Here is a 14,582-nt window from a genome sequence, read left to right as displayed (position 1 = left end):
ATAGACGCATCACAAGGACCACCGCGCACCACCCCTTGGAAGGATCCCTACCATGACCGCCATCGCCAACCAGCCAGAAGTCCAGGTCCCCCAGACCGCCACCCCGGCTCCCGCCATCCCCGCCACAGCTCCCGCCGTCGAGCCTCGCCGGCAGGCCGCTACCCGCTACATCTGGGCGACCCTGCGGATCGCGCTCGGTTGGGTGTTCATGTGGGCCTTCCTCGACAAGGCGTTCGGCTGGGGATTCAGCACCGCCAGCGAGAACGCCTGGATCAACGGCGGCAGCCCCACCGAAGGGTTCCTCACCTTCGGCACCAGCGGGCCGCTGGCCGGCACCTACCAGAACCTCGCCGGCGCACCCTGGGCCGACGTGCTGTTCATGGCCGGCCTGGCCGGTCTCGGCTTCGCCCTGCTGGCCGGCGTCGGCCTGCGGATCGCCGCGGTCGCCGGCACCCTGCTGATGGTCATGATGTGGAGCGCCGCGCTGCCGCCGGAGACCAACCCCTTCCTGACCTACCACCTGATCTACGCGGTGATGCTGGTCGGCTTCGCAGTGGTGGCCGCTGGCGACACGATCGGCCTCGGCAAGCTCTGGGCCCGTACCCCCCTGGTGCAGCGCCTGCCCTGGCTGAAGTAACCCGATAGATCAGCGGCCGGTTCAGGGCCTCGGGCGATTCGCCCGGGGCCCTGAACCGTTCCGAGTCAACTCAGATTAGGTGGCGGACTCCTTGCGCACGAGGCGCCGTACCGGAAGGGACCTTCGTGCGGGTGGCTACATACTCACCGTTGTGGCCCACAACGGTGAGTATGTAGCCCTGAAAACAGGTCCAGTCTCCCGCCCGTCGGGGCGAGGAGTCGCCAGCGCACCGCGGTTCCGGCCCATCGCCATCCCGACCGTTCGGCTAGATCCGGTCGCCGAACAACTGATCTTGGGATACCCGGCCGGACCGTTGCCCCGGCCGGAGGGCCGCTCCTAGGTTGAATCCACACACCCAGTGCCGGCCGGGATGTGGGGTGCTCCAGCGTCGGCAGACCGCCGGGTTCCGTTTGTGACGGGGCCGACGACTAGGAGCTACATCGTGCTTCCGCTGCGCCATCGCCGGCGAGGAAGGTTGCTGGTCGCGCTGCTCGCTACCGGCGCCGCCACCGCCACCACGCTGCTCCTCGCCGCCGCGCCGGTCGCGGCGTCACCGGTCGCTCCACAGCTGCCCGCCGAACCGCCGACCCCGCTGGTGGGCGGGGAGGCCGAGCCGGAGAGCGGTTTGTGGCTGGTGCGGCTGGCCGAACCCTCGCTCGCCGCCGCCGCAGCGGCCGATCGGCCCGAACTCGCGGCCGCCGGCGAACTGGACGTAGCCGCCCCGGCGAGCGTGTCCTATCTTGACCACCTGACCCAGCGGCAGGAGACGGTCCAGGCCGAGATCGAGACCACCCTTGGTCGATCGGTCGAGGTCGTCCACGCCTACCGCAATGTGGTCAACGCGCTCGCCATCGACGTTACCGCGGCCGAGGCGGCGCAGCTGACCTCGCTCACCGGGGTCGACGCGATCGAGGCCGATCAGGCTCTGACCCTGGAGACCGATGTCAGCCATGAGCTGATCCACTCCGACGCGGTCTGGCAGGGCGAGACCGGCGACGGGGTCGGCACCCGCGGCGAGGGGGTGATCGTGGGCGTGCTCGACACCGGCGTGAACCCGCACCACCCATCGTTCGCGGCGGTCGACGGCGACGGCTACCAGCACACCAACCCGTACGGTGAAGGTGTCTATGCCGGAGTGTGCGATCCGGCGCACCCGCAGCACGATGAGATCTGCAACGACAAGCTGATCGGCGCCTGGGCCATGACCGGCACCTCCGCCCGCGACGACAACAATCATGGCAGCCACGTCGGCGCCACCATCGCCGGCAACCGGCACGAGGCACAGATCACCGTCGGCGACGACACCCACCCACTCACCGTCGCCGGGGTGGCGCCGCGGGCCAACGTCATCTCCTACAAGGTCTGCGCCGGCATCAGCTGCTTCGCCAGCGCCTCGATCGCCGCGGTCGACCAGGCGATCACCGACGGCGTGGACGTGCTCAACTACTCCATCTCCGGGCCGGACGACCCGTGGGGCAACACCGTCGACCAGGCCTTCCTGGAGGCGTACGCCGCGGGTGTCTTCGTCGCCGCCTCCGCCGGCAACGACGGGCCGGGCGCCGACACGGTCGCCAAGACCGCGCCGTGGAACGCCACCGTCGCCGCCACCACCCACCACCGCCTGGTCGCCCACCGGCTCGACGTCACCGCGCCCACGCCGGTGCCGGCGCCGCTGACCGGGATCGCCGCAGTCGCCGGCGAAGGCTCGCCCAGCGAGGTCATCGAGGGCGAGCTCCGCGACGTCGCCGACCTGGCCGGCGACCGGTTGGCCTGCACCGCGTTGCCAGCGGACTCGCTGACCGGCGCGGTGGCGCTGGTCGAACGGGGGGACTGCAACTTCTCGGTGAAGGTTGGCCACGCCGCCACCGCCGGTGCGGTTGGGGTCATCGTCAGCAACCAGTACGCCGGTCCACCGCTGACCATGGGGGCGTTGGAGAACGCCGCCATCCCGGCGGTGATGATCGGGCTGACCGAGGGCGAACTGCTCCGGGAGCAGCTCGCGGACGCCGACGGGGAGCCGGTCGAGGTCCACGTCGGCACCGGCAGTGAACTGCTGCTCGACCCGGACTGGGCCGACATCGTCGCCGACTTCAGCAGCCGCGGGCCGAGCCAGTTCGACCTGCTCGCCCCGACCGTGGCGGCGCCGGGCCGCAACATCCTCGCCGCGTTCGCCGAGTCCGGCGACGACCCCGACCAGTACGGGTTCCTGCAGGGCACCTCGATGTCCTCGCCGCAGGTCGCCGGCGCCGGCGCGCTGCTGGCGGCGCTGCATCCGCAGTGGTCCCCGGCGCAGATCCGGTCGGCGCTGGCGGTCACCGCCGACCGGGACGGGCTGCTGAAGGAGGACGGGGTGACTCCGGCTGATCCGTTCGATGTCGGCTCCGGCCGGATCAACCTTGAACGGGCCGGCCGGGCCGGGCTGACCTTCGACGAGCACCACGACAACTTCGTTGCCGCGAACCCGGCCACCGGCGGCGATCCGCGTACCTTGAATCTGCCGGCGATCGTGGACCAACACTGTGACCAGACCTGCACCTTTACCCGGGAGGTGACCGGAGTGGCCGGGGTCAGCGCGGGCTACGCCGTCGAGAGCACCGCCCCGGCTGGAGTGTCGATCACGGTGGAGCCGGCGGAGTTCACGCTGGCTCCGGGCGCCAGCCAGCGGCTCGAGATCACCGTGGACGTTGCTGGCCTAGTCCGCGGCGACTGGCTGTTCGGGGCGGTCGACCTCACCACCGACGCCGACCACGGCGCCGATGGGCCGGCGGTGGCCGGCGCCCACCTGCCGGTGGCGCTGCTGCCGGCGGCACCCGAACTCACGGTGGCGCCGGAGTCGTTGGCGTCGCTGCTCGACGTGGCCCAGACCGAGTCGCATCTGGTCACCGTCGGCAACGATGGCGGCGCGGAGCTGACCTGGCAGCTGGGCTGCGACCTGCCCGACTGGGCCACGGTCAGCCCTGACCAGGGCACCCTGGCGCCGTTCAGCGAGCAGCAGCTCGAAGTGGTCTTCGACACCTCCGAACTGCCCGACGGCGGTGAGTTCACCGGCGAACTCTGCCTCGACAGCGACGACCCGCACCGGCCGACCGCGTCGGTGGCGCTGGAGTTGACCGTGGTGCCGGTGCCGGTGATCGACGTGAATCCGGCGGCCGTGAGCGCGCTGCAGCCGGCCGGGCTCGCGACCGAGCACGACCTGGCGATCAGCAACGTCGGCCACGGAGTGTTGGAGTGGACCCTCGCCGACGAGACCGCCGGTGCGTCCGACGAGCGGCTCGACCTGCTGCGCGACGGCGTACTGCTGATCCCGAACTCCAGCGCCGCCACCCGCGGCGTGATGGCGTTCGACCCGCACACCGGTGACCTGCTCGATCCGGAGTTCGTCCCGCACCATGCCTTCGATCCGAGCAGCACCCTCTATACGCCGTTCCACATCATCGCCAAACCGGACGGCAGCGGGTTCCTGATGTCTGACCAGGTGCGCTGGGTGGTGACCGAGTACGACCTGGAGGGCAACTTCCGCGGGGTCTTCGCCCCCGATGGTGGCCGTAACCCGGAGATCATGGGTAACACGCGGGGGATGGCGCTCTCGCCGCACGGCACCGTGCTGGTGACGGTGGCGGCGCAGGACAACGCCCACTCGGTGGTCGAGTTCGACCTCGACGGCAACTTCCTCGGCACCTTCATCGAGCCGGGTCTCGGCGGGATGCAGGGCCCGTGGGGGATCCTGATCCGCGACGACGACGTGTTGGTCTCGGCGAGCAACAGCAGCGCCGTCCACAGTTTCTCGGCCGACGGAGCCACCGCCAACCCGATCTTCGCCGACGAGTTCAACTGGCCTGGCCAGTTGCACGAGCTGCCCGACGGCAACGTGTTGGCCGCCAGCTATGGCGGCGGCGGCGACACCGCCGGGGTGAAGGAGTACACCGCCGACGGCGAGCTGGTGGGCGTCTACACCGGTGGCGGCAACGGCCATCAAGGCGTACACCCGTTAGGCAACGGCAACCTGCTGACCACGAACTCCGGTGGGGTGCACGAGATCGACCGGGCCGGAAACCTGGTGGCCACCAAGCACGACCAGGGCCAGGCCCGGTTCATCACCCACGTGCAGCTGCCGGACGCCCAACCGTGCCTCACCCCTGACGAGGTGCCGTGGCTGTCGGTGAGCGCGGCGTCGGGCCAGACCGGGGCGGCGCAGACCACCGACCTCACCGTCACCCTCGACAGCGCCGACCTCGCCCCAGGTACGCATGAGGTTCAGCTCTGTGTGGTCAGCAATGATCCGGCGACGCCGCTGGTGCCGGTGCCGGTCTCGGTGACCGTCATCGAGCACTCCTGTGACCGGGTGGTCGATGGTGAGCACCACGGCCCGTTGGCGGTTCGTGGTGGGGTCACCTGCCTGCTGCCGGGCACGGTGGTGCACGGCCCGGTGGCGGTGCAGCCGGGGGCCGGGCTGGTCGCGGCGGACGCGACGGTGGCCGGCCAGGTGACCGTCTCCGGCGCGGCGACGGTGGACCTGACCGGGGTGGAGATTCGCGGCCCGCTGTCGGTGACCGGGGTGACCGGGTCGGTGTCGCTGGCCGGTTCGGAGATCTCCGGCCCGGTGTCGGTGACCAACAACCGGACCGGGCAGATCCCGACCGTAGTCTCCGGCAACCAGATCGGTGGACCGTTGCGGTGCGCGGCTAACCAGCCGGCCCCGACCAACCTCGGCGTGCCGAACACGGTCGCCGGCCCCACCAGCGGACAGTGCGCCGCCTTGTAAGCCGCCCGCCCGACCGGGCTGATCATGAACCTGTTGGGGCCGGCTGGTCACTCCCTCTCGGACAGGTCTGTGCTGACTCGTTCGAGGACCGGCCGCATCGTGAGGTCTGCCAGCAGCAGAGCGATCGCGCCGATCACCATGACGCCAGCGAAAGTAGTGAGGGTGTAGGGATTGAGTGGGTTGACGACGCCGAGGGAGGCGCCGCTGGCGATCCCGGCGATTGAAGCGACGCCTGCGAGCAGGACGGTTGGCAGGATAATCTCGCGACGCTGGACGGCGATCAGGAGGCTCTGTGGCGTTCCGGAGAGGCTGAGCGCGAGCAGGCTTCCTCGCTGATCGAGGATGCGCGCGACGGTGCCGATGACCATCGAGGCCAGGGCGACCAGCGCCGCGATGGGTATGAGCAGGAGACTCACGATGATTCCGTCCTGTACCATCCACACGGTGGGTAGGTCGTCGGAGAGCCTCAGCTCTGGCCCCCAGAGGCCCTGTGCGGTTAATGCCGTGCGGGCGCGGTCGATCTCCGAATCCGGGCCATGAGTTGTCAGGCTGAGCGTGGCCCAGCTGTCGCTGCCCAGCCAGAATGGTGGCGCCGTGGCTTCTACGTCGGCGTCGAGGTTCTCCGTTCGGATGACGCTGGCGACTTCGTGCGCAATGTCGTCAACCGAGCGTGACGGCACCACGAAGTCGAGGTGATTGGCTCGCGAGGCGTAGTCGCTCACGTTGCCGAGGCCGACCGGCAGGCTGATCGCGACGAAGCCGGCGAGGAATGCCGCCAGTGCCATCCCGCCCACCGCTCGCCATGCACTGTGTGGACTGTCGGACAGCCGCCGGCCCGCGAGGAACGTTGCTGGTCGAGAGGCCCTCCGGGCAAGCAGTCGTCCGAGCCCAGCGACGATCCACGGTCCGGTGGAGATGAGTCCCCAGCCAAGGATCACGGCGAAGGTGAATGCAACCGCGACGAAGGGATCGCTGCGGAGCCAGAACAGTGCGACGACTGCGCCGATGAACACGACGCTCCACCAACGTAGGCGTGCGTTGTCTGGTCGTGCGCTCCGGTACGTGCCGATCGGGTCGCGCACGGCGCGAATGAGTCCGGTCAATGCGGCCACGGTCAGCACGGCTACCACCGTCACCACCACGGCGAGCGTGAGGAGCAGGCTCGGCTGCACGTCGGAGAGGAACCAATGTTGGCCCTTGATGGGCACACTTGAGGTCCAGGGAAGGGTGAGCCGATGTCCCCGGAGGCGTGCTTGGGCTGGCACTACTCATAACGCTGGCGCCCGTAGGGCGTCTTCGATCTTGCGTAGCATCTCCGACTCGGCTGGGTTTGGGCCTGCCTTGTTGGCCTTCGTAGCCGACTCGGCAACGATCTGCATCGTGCGGCGGAAGTTGTCACCCTCCCCGGCTTGGGCGCGATCGAGGATCTTCACCGATTCGGTGAGGGCGGGAAGAACGATCTCGGCGGTCTTGGCCACGCTTCCGTCAAACGGGAGCTTTGGCGGCTTTTCGGCCAAGATCTCGCCGGTGAGTCCGGTCGCGGTCGACATCGCCTTTGCGGCCGCGATCCCGGCCTTGGGCGCGGTGAAGGTGCCGGGCGTGCTGGAGGCCATCAGCGCGACGACGCCGTGCGCTGCCACCTGGATGGTGTACTTGTCGGGATCACTGAGTTGCTTGGACATTGGTTCTCCTTCTTTGGGTGGTGTTGGGTGGCCCGGGGACCGCGTGGCCTGCTGCCGGATTCACCAGTCCGAAAGTGTGCGCGTGAGTGGGACCGGTCAGGGTCGTCGAGGCCGACGCCGGAACGTGACGACGACGGCGGCCAGACTCGCGACCACGAGGCCGAGCCCCAGGCCGACTCCGACAGGTGAACCCCAGCCGTGCCAGGACTGCTGCATCAGGGCAATTTCGTCCGGTAAGTCCTTCTCGGTCATGGCATTCCTTTCTGCGTCGTGGCGCGGGAGATCGATGGACTTAGCTCACCCGGGAGCGTAGGGCAAGCATGGCGAGGGTCACTGTCGCTACGGCCATTGCGGCGATAGCGATGAATCCAGCGGCGATCTGGCCGCTGTCCCAGCCGGTCAGCATGAGTCCGCGTTGTGCCTCGATCACGTAGGTGACGGGGTTGACCTGGGCGACTGCTTGTACCCATCCGCTCATGGATTCGCGGGGGCCGAACGAGGGGGCGAGGAACAAGAAGGGGAAGAAGATCGGGAACGCGGCCTGGGTGATGGCGGCGCTGCCGGTTTTGAGGGCGATCGCGTGGCTGATGGCGCCGTAGGCCAGGCCCCAGCAGGCGGTGAGCGCGATGACCAGCAGCGCGCCGCCGATGCCGGTGGCGAAGGTGCCGTAGCCGTCCTGGGTGAACGGCAGGGTTACTACCAGTACCACGATCGCGATGGCAGCGGCGCGTAGGGCGTCGCCGATCATCCCGCCGAGCAGGATCGCGAGTCGGGAGGTGGGGGTGGTCAGGAGCTTGCTGAAGTAGCCGGCTTCGATGTCCTGGACGACGAGTTGACCGCCGCTGGTGTTGATGGCGCCGAACATCAGTGTGGTGGCGACGAGGTAGGCCATGTAGTCGGTGATCCCGAATTCGGTGGCGTAGCCGCCGAACAGGCCGCTCATGAGGAAGAAGGTGCCCAGCGCGACGAGCAGCGCGGGAAACAGCAAGGCGGGTGCGGCCAGTGTGCGGCGGACTTCACGCTGGACCATGTAGCCGAGCGTTCGGAACAGCCCCATTCGGGCCCTGGCCGGGGCCGGGGGTGCTGTCGTCGGGACGGTGGACATGGTGTGTCCTCTCTGGTGTGTTAGTCGGGTGCGGGCCTGGGAGGGTTAGTTCTCCATGCGGTGCCCGGTAGCGAGGAGGAATGCGTCGTCCAGGGAGGGACGGGACACGGTGATGGCGCCGATCGGGATTGAGGATCGGTCCAGCAGGCGCAGGGTTTCGGCGATGCGGCTGGGGCCGTCGGAGACGTAGAGGCTGACTCCGGTGGCGTCGGTGCCCGGCTCGCGGGTGTCGGACAGTTCTCGTACCGCCTCGCAGGCCTTCTCGGCATGTTCGGGTGATACTTCCAGGTGGATCACGTCGGTGCCGACTTCGGCTTTGAGTCGGTCCGGTGAGCCGCTGGCGACCAGGCGTCCCTTGTCGATGATCGCGACCCGGTGGGCCAGTTCGTCGGCTTCCTCGAGGTATTGGGTGGTGAGGAAGACGGTCATGCCTTCTTCGGTGTTGAGTCGTCGCACCTCTGCCCACACTTGTCGGCGGCTGGCCGGGTCCAGGCCGGTGGTGGGTTCGTCCAGGAACAGCAGGGTGGGTCGGTGGACCAGGGCGCTGGCCAGGTCCAGGCGGCGGCGCATGCCGCCGGACAGTGCGCGGGTGCGCTGCTGCGCGGCGTCGGCGAGTCCGACGATCTCGAGCAGTTCGGTTGCCCGTTGTTTGGCGGCCCGCCCGGAGATCCCTTGCAGGCGGGCTTGGAAGGTGAGTAGTTCCAGAGCGGTCGCTGCCGGGTCGAGCCCGGCGTCTTGCAGCGCCACGCCGATTGCGCGGCGTGCCCGGTCTGGTTGGGCGGCCACGTCGATCCCGGCAACTTTCACTGTTCCGGTGGTGGGCCGCAGCAGTGTGGTCAGGATCAGCAGGGTGGTGGTCTTGCCTGCTCCGTTGGGTCCGAGGAACCCAAAGATCTCTCCTGGCGCCACGGCTAGGTCGAGCCGGTCCACGGCGACGACCTCGCTTCGCTTGGTGGTGAAGACGCGTCGTAGGCCCGAGACCTCGACAATGTTCTCGGCAGTCATGATGCCTTTATAAACCACAGCCCTGACACTGTCAACCGTAGGGATGACTAACTTGTCGGTTCGGGTAACCCTGGTATGTTGGGTAGGTGGGTAAAGGGACAGCGCCGCGCCGGGCACCGGCGCCGGAGGCGCGACAACGCGATGCCGAGCGGTCCCGCCAGCTGCTACTCGCGGCCGCGGTGGACGAGTTCTCCGCCAAGGGGTTCGCCGGCGCCAGAGTGCAGGACATCGCCGACCGGGCCGGGGTCAACAAACAACTGATCGCCTACTACTTCGGTGGCAAGGAAGGCCTCTACCGGGCGCTGCACGAGGCATGGTTGGAGCAGGAGGCGGGCTTCGCCGGGCCGGACGTCCCGTTCGACACGCTGGTCAGCGAGTACCTCCGCGCCAGCCTGGCCGACCCACGCGGGATCCGGCTCATGCTCTGGGACGCCCTCACCAACGGCAGCCAAGACCTGCCAGCCGGCGACCAGGCCGGGCAGGCGGACGTGGCCGACATCCGTCGCCGCCAGGACGCCGGCGAGATCGCCTCCGACCTCGACCCGGTGATGTTCCTGCTCGCCATCATGGGTGCTATCACCGCACCGCTCACCCTGCCCCAGGTCGCCCGCCGGATGGGCGTCGACCCGAGCTCACCCGAGTTCGAGACGCGCTACGCCGAAGAGCTCAAACGGCTGATCCGACATCTCACCGGACCGGACCGTCGCTCCTGACGGTGGACGTCTGGGCCGGCCCGGCCGGCTTAGGTGCCTCGACACAGCGTTTCGAGGCACCTAAGTTCACGATCAGCCCGGCCGGAGTGCTCGTTGGAGGGCCAGCGCCCGGGCATAGGGGTCGTCGGCCGTATCCCGGGTGTCGTCGGGCTGGAACTTCTCGCTGTAACCGGCGAAGGTCGTGGTGACGGTCCGGACCGGGGAGCCGTTGGTCTTGCGGAGCCAGCGCGCTGCCAGCGCGGTGATTGCGCTGGAATCGAGCCCGCCCGACAACAGCGTGCACAGCGGTACGTCCGCGGTGAGTTCCCGCAGCACAATGTCCTCGAGCAGGGAGCGGATGTGGTCGACCGTGCCGTCGAGGTCGACCGGCGGCCCGCGTCGACGGGTGTGTCAGCAGGGCTTTTGGTTCCGAGGCGAAGATTACTTCGCCCGGGTTCGCGATGTAGAACAGCGGCTTGATCCCGAGCCGGTCCCGCACCAGCACGGGCTGCTGGGTGCGCAGGTCCCAGACTCCGAAGGCGAACATCCCCTCCAGGTGACCGGCAGCTTGTGGGGGCCGTAGATCTGCATGTCGGTGCGCATGGGCACGGTGTCGGCGGGGATGGTCAGGCGCAGTTCCGGCAGCCGCTCGACCAGCTTGCTGAACGCGATCCGCATCTCCATCCGGGCGAGCTCCTGGCCGAGGCACTGGTGCAGGCCGTACGCAAAGCCGACGTGCCGCTTCGGGGTCCGGGTCACATCCATCACCTCGGGCGACTCGAACTGGCGAGGATCCCGGTTGGCTGACTCCGTCGACAGTAGAATCTGTTCGCCGGAAGCGATCCGCTGCCCAGCGATCTCCAGGTCCTCCTTTGCCTTGCGCGGTAGGCAGTACGGCCATGAGGTTGCCGATGGCGATCAGCTCGCCGAGCACGAACCCGTCCCGGTCGGGGGCGGATGGTGGCGCGCTGGATCTTCTCCGGGACCCGGGGCGCGTTCATGCGGGACCGGCGCTAGGGTTCCGGGCCATCGTGGTCGCCTACGACCCGTGGAACACCGGCAAGGCGCTGACCTGGCTCTCCGGCTCCACCTATGGGCGGACCGCCGGCCAGGTGGCACCGGTCGCCATCGCGCTGCTGCTGCTCACCCCGGTGGTGGCGTCGGCCCGCCGGGAGCTGGACCTGCTCACCCTCGACGAGGACACGCCGCGGGTGCTGGGGGTACGCCTGGAGCGGGTACGGCTGGTGGCGTTGGCCGGGGCGGCGCTGCTCACCGCCGCCGCGGTCTCAGCGATCGGGGTGGTCGCGTTCGTCGGGCTGGTGGCGCCGCACGCGGCCCGGGCGTTGGTCGGCGGCCGGCATGCCCGGGTTTTGCCGGTCGCGGCGTTGCTCGGCGCGGTCCTGGTCAGCACCGCCGACACGGTGGGCCGCATCGTCATCGCCCCGGCCCAGGTCCCGGCCGGGTTGGTGACCGCGATGATCGGGGCTCCCTACTTCGTCTGGTTGCTGTGGCGGAGCCGGTGCTGACCAGGCAGCGTTACGGGCCCCGGGTGGACAGCTCCCGGGGCCCGCTGATCTATCGGGTTACTTCAGCCAGGGCAGGCGCTGCACCAGGGGGGTACGGGCCCAGAGCTTGCCGAGGCCGATCGTGTCGCCAGCGGCCACCACTGCGAAGCCGACCAGCATCACCGCGTAGATCAGGTGGTAGGTCAGGAAGGGGTTGGTCTCCGGCGGCAGCGCGGCGCTCCACATCATGACCATCAGCAGGGTGCCGGCGACCGCGGCGATCCGCAGGCCGACGCCGGCCAGCAGGGCGAAGCCGAGCCCGGCCAGGCCGGCCATGAACAGCACGTCGGCCCAGGGTGCGCCGGCGAGGTTCTGGTAGGTGCCGGCCAGCGGCCCGCTGGTGCCGAAGGTGAGGAACCCTTCGGTGGGGCTGCCGCCGTTGATCCAGGCGTTCTCGCTGGCGGTGTTGAATCCCCAGCCGAACGCCTTGTCGAGGAAGGCCCACATGAACACCCAACCGAGCGCGATCCGCAGGGTCGCCCAGATGTAGCGGGTAGCGGCCTGCCGGCGGTCGGTGGCGGGGGTGGTCACGTCGGGAGCCTGGAGTCGGGGGCGGTTCGCCAGTGCGCTCATGATCAGGTCCTCTCGTGGTGCGGTGGTTGGTGCCCTGCTATAACACCGGTTCACCGAGGCTGTACGCAGAGGCGAGCGTCCCGATCGGGGCCGGGTCTTTCGGCCCTTCTTGGCGGGACGGGACCGGATCAGGCCTGTGCGGAGCGGAGCGTCATTACGGTTATGTCAGACTTTGCCCCTACTCGTAGGGGCGGGCCGTTGGTGCCGGCTCCATTGGTGACGTAGAGCTGCGTACCGTCGTAACCCTGCAGGCCCCCGAGCTGGACGTTGCGCATCCGGGTAAGGGCGTGGACCGGCCACAGCTGACCGCCGTGCGTGTGGCCCGACAACTGTAGATCCACGCCCCAGTCGACCGCTTCGCGGATGATGTTGGGCTGGTGGGCGAGGAGGATCGACGCCCGGGCCGGGTCCCGGTCGCTGAGGGCGGCGGCCAGATCAGGCCCCACCTCACCAGGCAGGTCCCGCTCCTCGACGATGAGGTCATTCACGCCAGCCAGGTCGAAGCCGGGCAGCTCGACCCGGGTGTTGGGGAGCGCGGTGAGCCCTAATTCTTCGACCCGGGCGATCCACTCGTCGGCGCCGGTGTAGTGCTCGGCGTTACCGACCACATAGTACGCACCGTCGCGTGCGCGGAGTCCGGCGAGCGGTTCGCTGGCGTCGCGTAACTGGTAAGCCTCGCCGCTGGCCAGGTCGCCGACGATGGCGATGAGGTCGGGCTGGGCGCGGTTGATCTGTGCCACCACTCGTTGGCAGAAGCCGCGGCCGTGGAGCGCCGAGAGGTGGACGTCGCCGACGACCGCGATCCGGTAGCCGTCGAACTCGCGGGCGAGTCGAGTGAGCGGGAGCGACACCGGTTTCAGGCGAGGGGTGCGGTTACCCTCGACTGTGCCGTGGCCGACGATGGTGCCGGTGGCTACCACCGCGCCCAGCCCGATCGCCCGGGACAGCACCACCCGCCGGGGCATACCGGCCGCAGCCGGCGAAGCGTCGGCTGATCCCCCGGCAGGTCTTTCATCCGGGTCTCGGCCGGCTTCCCTACGGATCGCCGGCTGCGCGGTACGCCGGGCGCGCAGCAGCCACCACCGGCCGGGCTCGGCGACCGCGAGTAGACCGACGAGATACATTGCAGCCCCGAACCACAACCAACCGGGCCAACCGATCAGCTGCTGTAGCCATAGTGGAGCAGGGGAGGGGACGAGGAACCTCGCCGCCAGGCCGGAGCCGGCCAGGGTAGCGAGCGCTGCGGCGCCGATCGGCCGCCAGCGCGACCCTCGTTCGGTGGTCGCGTAGACCAGCCGCCACCAAAGAAAGAGGTGAAGGGCGGCGAAGCCGGCGGTGGCGAATAGCAGGCGCACCGCGAACCAGAAGAGTTCATGCAATGCCGACGACCGCCTCAGCGGACTGACTCACGTCGCCAGGATCGGGGGTGGGAGTTGCCGCGGCCACATCCGTGATGATAGCGAGCGGGATCGAGCTCAAAGCCGCGGCGAGCCCGGGGTGTGCCGGCATGAGCAGTCTGGCAGGGTAGGAGACTCGGCGGCGAAAGCTGCCCATCGACGATCTTGATGGGGAGTCGGCGATGAACAGGGGAGGCGCATCGTGGTGGTCAGTGGTGGCGGCGAGTCGGGGGCGGTGGCTCGATGACCGTCGAGTTGGACGAATCGACCGGAGACGCCGTCGCTGACCGGGTGGTCAGCGGGGTGGTCGGCGTCTTCGAGCGGGCGTTTCCGGGCCGGGTACACGGCTACCTGCTCCGCGGCTCGTACGCGAGCGGCGCCAACATCGACGGTAGCGACCTCGACCTGTGCATCGTCTTCCAGGAGGAGTTCGCCGACCCCGCGGAGGCGGAGCGGGCCCGCGGCGCGGCCGCCTCCTGCGCGCAGTTGAGTTCGCTGCCGCTGGAGGCCCTGGTGGTCAGCGAAGCGCAGCTGCAGCGGCCCGACAACCTGGTGTTGGCGTTACAGCTGCGACTCACCAGCCGGCCTGTCTACGGCGGTGATGTCCGGGGCAAGCTGCCAGCGCTGGAGACCGACACCTATGTCCGGTCGGTGGTGTATACGCCGCTGCACAGCTACCTCTACCCGAAGCAGCGCGCTGGCGGCTCGCTGCACTACCCGCTCGAACATATCGACCCGGAGGGCGAGTTCTTCGGCTTCGACCAGTGGCGGATGCCGGGGCCCGACGGGCAGGACGTCCCGAGCACGAAGCTGCTGGTGGCGACGGTCGGTTGGACCGCGACCGCGTTGATCGCTCTGACCGTTGGCCGGTACGTCCGGGACAAGCGGGCCTGCGTCGCGCTCTATCGGCAACACCTCGACGACGACTGGTTGCCGCTGGTGGCCGATGTCCACGAGCTCTGCCGGGACCGCTGGCGGTATCAGCTCCCGGAGGCTGGGGCCGAGCGGCGTCAGCTGCGGGAGCTGTGTGAGCGGACCCTCGGTTTCCAGAATCACTATCTCCGCCGCTATCGGGAGTACCAGCTCGCCGAGGCGAAGTCGGACGATCCGGAGCGGCGGGAACTCGCGCTGCACCGGCTCGAACAGATCCAGCTGTAGGTAGGG

Annotated in this window: 13 protein-coding genes and 2 pseudogenes; 5 read left to right on the top strand and 10 right to left on the bottom strand. The window is 69.0% G+C overall.

Annotation, left to right across the window (positions count from 1 at the left end; all coding sequences use genetic code 11):
* Positions 1-52: 52 nt before the first annotated feature.
* Both JQS43_RS19695 and JQS43_RS19690 read left to right on the top strand, forming a co-directional pair.
* A complete protein-coding gene (locus tag JQS43_RS19695; RefSeq protein WP_239675859.1) occupies positions 53-637 on the top strand; it encodes a hypothetical protein in 585 nt (194 codons plus the stop codon).
* Between the two features lie 442 nt (positions 638-1,079).
* Positions 1,080-5,399, top strand: coding sequence for a S8 family serine peptidase (locus JQS43_RS19690; RefSeq protein WP_239675858.1), 4,320 nt, complete (start codon positions 1,080-1,082; stop codon positions 5,397-5,399).
* Between the two features lie 47 nt (positions 5,400-5,446).
* Here JQS43_RS19690 and JQS43_RS19685 read toward each other — a convergent pair whose 3' ends face one another.
* From JQS43_RS19685 to JQS43_RS19665, 5 genes are all read right to left on the bottom strand, one after another.
* Entirely contained in the window at positions 5,447-6,607 is a 1,161-nt protein-coding gene (locus JQS43_RS19685; RefSeq protein WP_239675857.1) for a hypothetical protein, read from the bottom strand.
* A 60-nt stretch (positions 6,608-6,667) separates the two neighbouring features.
* Complete coding sequence (locus JQS43_RS19680) at positions 6,668-7,081, bottom strand: hypothetical protein (RefSeq protein WP_239675856.1); 414 nt, start codon at positions 7,079-7,081, stop codon at positions 6,668-6,670.
* 96 nt (positions 7,082-7,177) lie between these two features.
* Positions 7,178-7,333 carry a hypothetical protein gene (locus JQS43_RS19675; RefSeq protein WP_239675855.1) on the bottom strand — a complete coding sequence of 52 codons (156 nt, stop codon included), beginning with the start codon at positions 7,331-7,333 and terminating at the stop codon, positions 7,178-7,180.
* A gap of 40 nt (positions 7,334-7,373) precedes the next feature.
* Positions 7,374-8,186 carry an ABC transporter permease gene (locus tag JQS43_RS19670; RefSeq protein WP_239675854.1) on the bottom strand — a complete coding sequence of 271 codons (813 nt, stop codon included), beginning with the start codon at positions 8,184-8,186 and terminating at the stop codon, positions 7,374-7,376.
* Positions 8,187-8,231: 45 nt separating this feature from the next.
* The gene (locus JQS43_RS19665) at positions 8,232-9,191 is read right to left on the bottom strand and encodes an ATP-binding cassette domain-containing protein (RefSeq protein ID WP_239675853.1); all 960 of its coding nucleotides are present in this window, start codon (positions 9,189-9,191) and stop codon (positions 8,232-8,234) included.
* Positions 9,192-9,277: 86 nt separating this feature from the next.
* Here JQS43_RS19665 and JQS43_RS19660 point away from each other — a divergent pair, with 86 nt between their 5' ends.
* A complete protein-coding gene (locus tag JQS43_RS19660; RefSeq protein ID WP_239675852.1) occupies positions 9,278-9,904 on the top strand; it encodes a TetR/AcrR family transcriptional regulator in 627 nt (208 codons plus the stop codon).
* Positions 9,905-9,976: 72 nt separating this feature from the next.
* Here the strand turns inward: JQS43_RS19660 and JQS43_RS19655 are convergent, their stop codons facing one another.
* From JQS43_RS19655 to JQS43_RS26105, 3 genes and pseudogenes are all read right to left on the bottom strand, one after another.
* On the bottom strand, positions 9,977-10,234 hold the full coding sequence (locus JQS43_RS19655; RefSeq protein ID WP_420847714.1) for an asparagine synthase-related protein: 258 nt from the start codon (positions 10,232-10,234) through the stop codon (positions 9,977-9,979).
* A gap of 121 nt (positions 10,235-10,355) precedes the next feature.
* Positions 10,356-10,430: pseudogene (locus JQS43_RS19650) on the bottom strand (hypothetical protein); the annotation flags it as partial.
* A 110-nt stretch (positions 10,431-10,540) separates the two neighbouring features.
* Positions 10,541-10,768, bottom strand: a pseudogene (locus tag JQS43_RS26105) (cytochrome P450); the annotation flags it as partial.
* Positions 10,769-10,782: 14 nt separating this feature from the next.
* Between JQS43_RS26105 and JQS43_RS19640 the strand changes: the two are divergent.
* Positions 10,783-11,409, top strand: coding sequence for an iron chelate uptake ABC transporter family permease subunit (locus JQS43_RS19640; RefSeq protein WP_275580930.1), 627 nt, complete (start codon positions 10,783-10,785; stop codon positions 11,407-11,409).
* 57 nt (positions 11,410-11,466) lie between these two features.
* Here the strand turns inward: JQS43_RS19640 and JQS43_RS19635 are convergent, their stop codons facing one another.
* Positions 11,467-12,021, bottom strand: a complete 555-nt coding sequence (locus JQS43_RS19635) for a hypothetical protein (RefSeq protein ID WP_239675850.1) — start codon at positions 12,019-12,021, stop codon at positions 11,467-11,469.
* A 128-nt stretch (positions 12,022-12,149) separates the two neighbouring features.
* Positions 12,150-13,376: a metallophosphoesterase gene (locus JQS43_RS19630; RefSeq protein WP_239675849.1), complete on the bottom strand. Its 1,227-nt coding sequence runs from the start codon at positions 13,374-13,376 to the stop codon at positions 12,150-12,152.
* Between the two features lie 285 nt (positions 13,377-13,661).
* On the opposite strand from JQS43_RS19630, the gene JQS43_RS19625 reads away from it, so the two are divergent.
* The gene (locus tag JQS43_RS19625; RefSeq protein WP_239675848.1) at positions 13,662-14,576 is read left to right on the top strand and encodes a nucleotidyltransferase domain-containing protein; all 915 of its coding nucleotides are present in this window, start codon (positions 13,662-13,664) and stop codon (positions 14,574-14,576) included.
* Positions 14,577-14,582: the final 6 nt, after the last annotated feature.

This window comes from Natronosporangium hydrolyticum (genome assembly GCF_016925615.1).
Lineage (GTDB): Bacteria > Actinomycetota > Actinomycetes > Mycobacteriales > Micromonosporaceae > Natronosporangium > Natronosporangium hydrolyticum.
The sequence above is the reverse complement of the archived record's forward strand: the minus strand, read 5'-3'. Positions and strand labels throughout refer to the sequence as shown.

Excerpts from the sequence above, each read along its gene's own strand:
- JQS43_RS19695 (WP_239675859.1), top strand. The coding sequence starts at position 53 with ATGACCGCCATCGCCAACCAGCCAGAAGTCCAGGTCCCCCAGACCGCC.
- JQS43_RS19680 (WP_239675856.1), bottom strand. The coding sequence starts at position 7,081 with ATGTCCAAGCAACTCAGTGATCCCGACAAGTACACCATCCAGGTGGCA.
- JQS43_RS19675 (WP_239675855.1), bottom strand. The coding sequence starts at position 7,333 with ATGACCGAGAAGGACTTACCGGACGAAATTGCCCTGATGCAGCAGTCC.
- JQS43_RS19670 (WP_239675854.1), bottom strand. The coding sequence starts at position 8,186 with ATGTCCACCGTCCCGACGACAGCACCCCCGGCCCCGGCCAGGGCCCGA.
- JQS43_RS19665 (WP_239675853.1), bottom strand. The coding sequence starts at position 9,191 with ATGACTGCCGAGAACATTGTCGAGGTCTCGGGCCTACGACGCGTCTTC.
- JQS43_RS19640 (WP_275580930.1), top strand. The coding sequence starts at position 10,783 with ATGAGGTTGCCGATGGCGATCAGCTCGCCGAGCACGAACCCGTCCCGG.
- JQS43_RS19635 (WP_239675850.1), bottom strand. The coding sequence starts at position 12,021 with ATGAGCGCACTGGCGAACCGCCCCCGACTCCAGGCTCCCGACGTGACC.
- JQS43_RS19625 (WP_239675848.1), top strand. The coding sequence starts at position 13,662 with ATGACCGTCGAGTTGGACGAATCGACCGGAGACGCCGTCGCTGACCGG.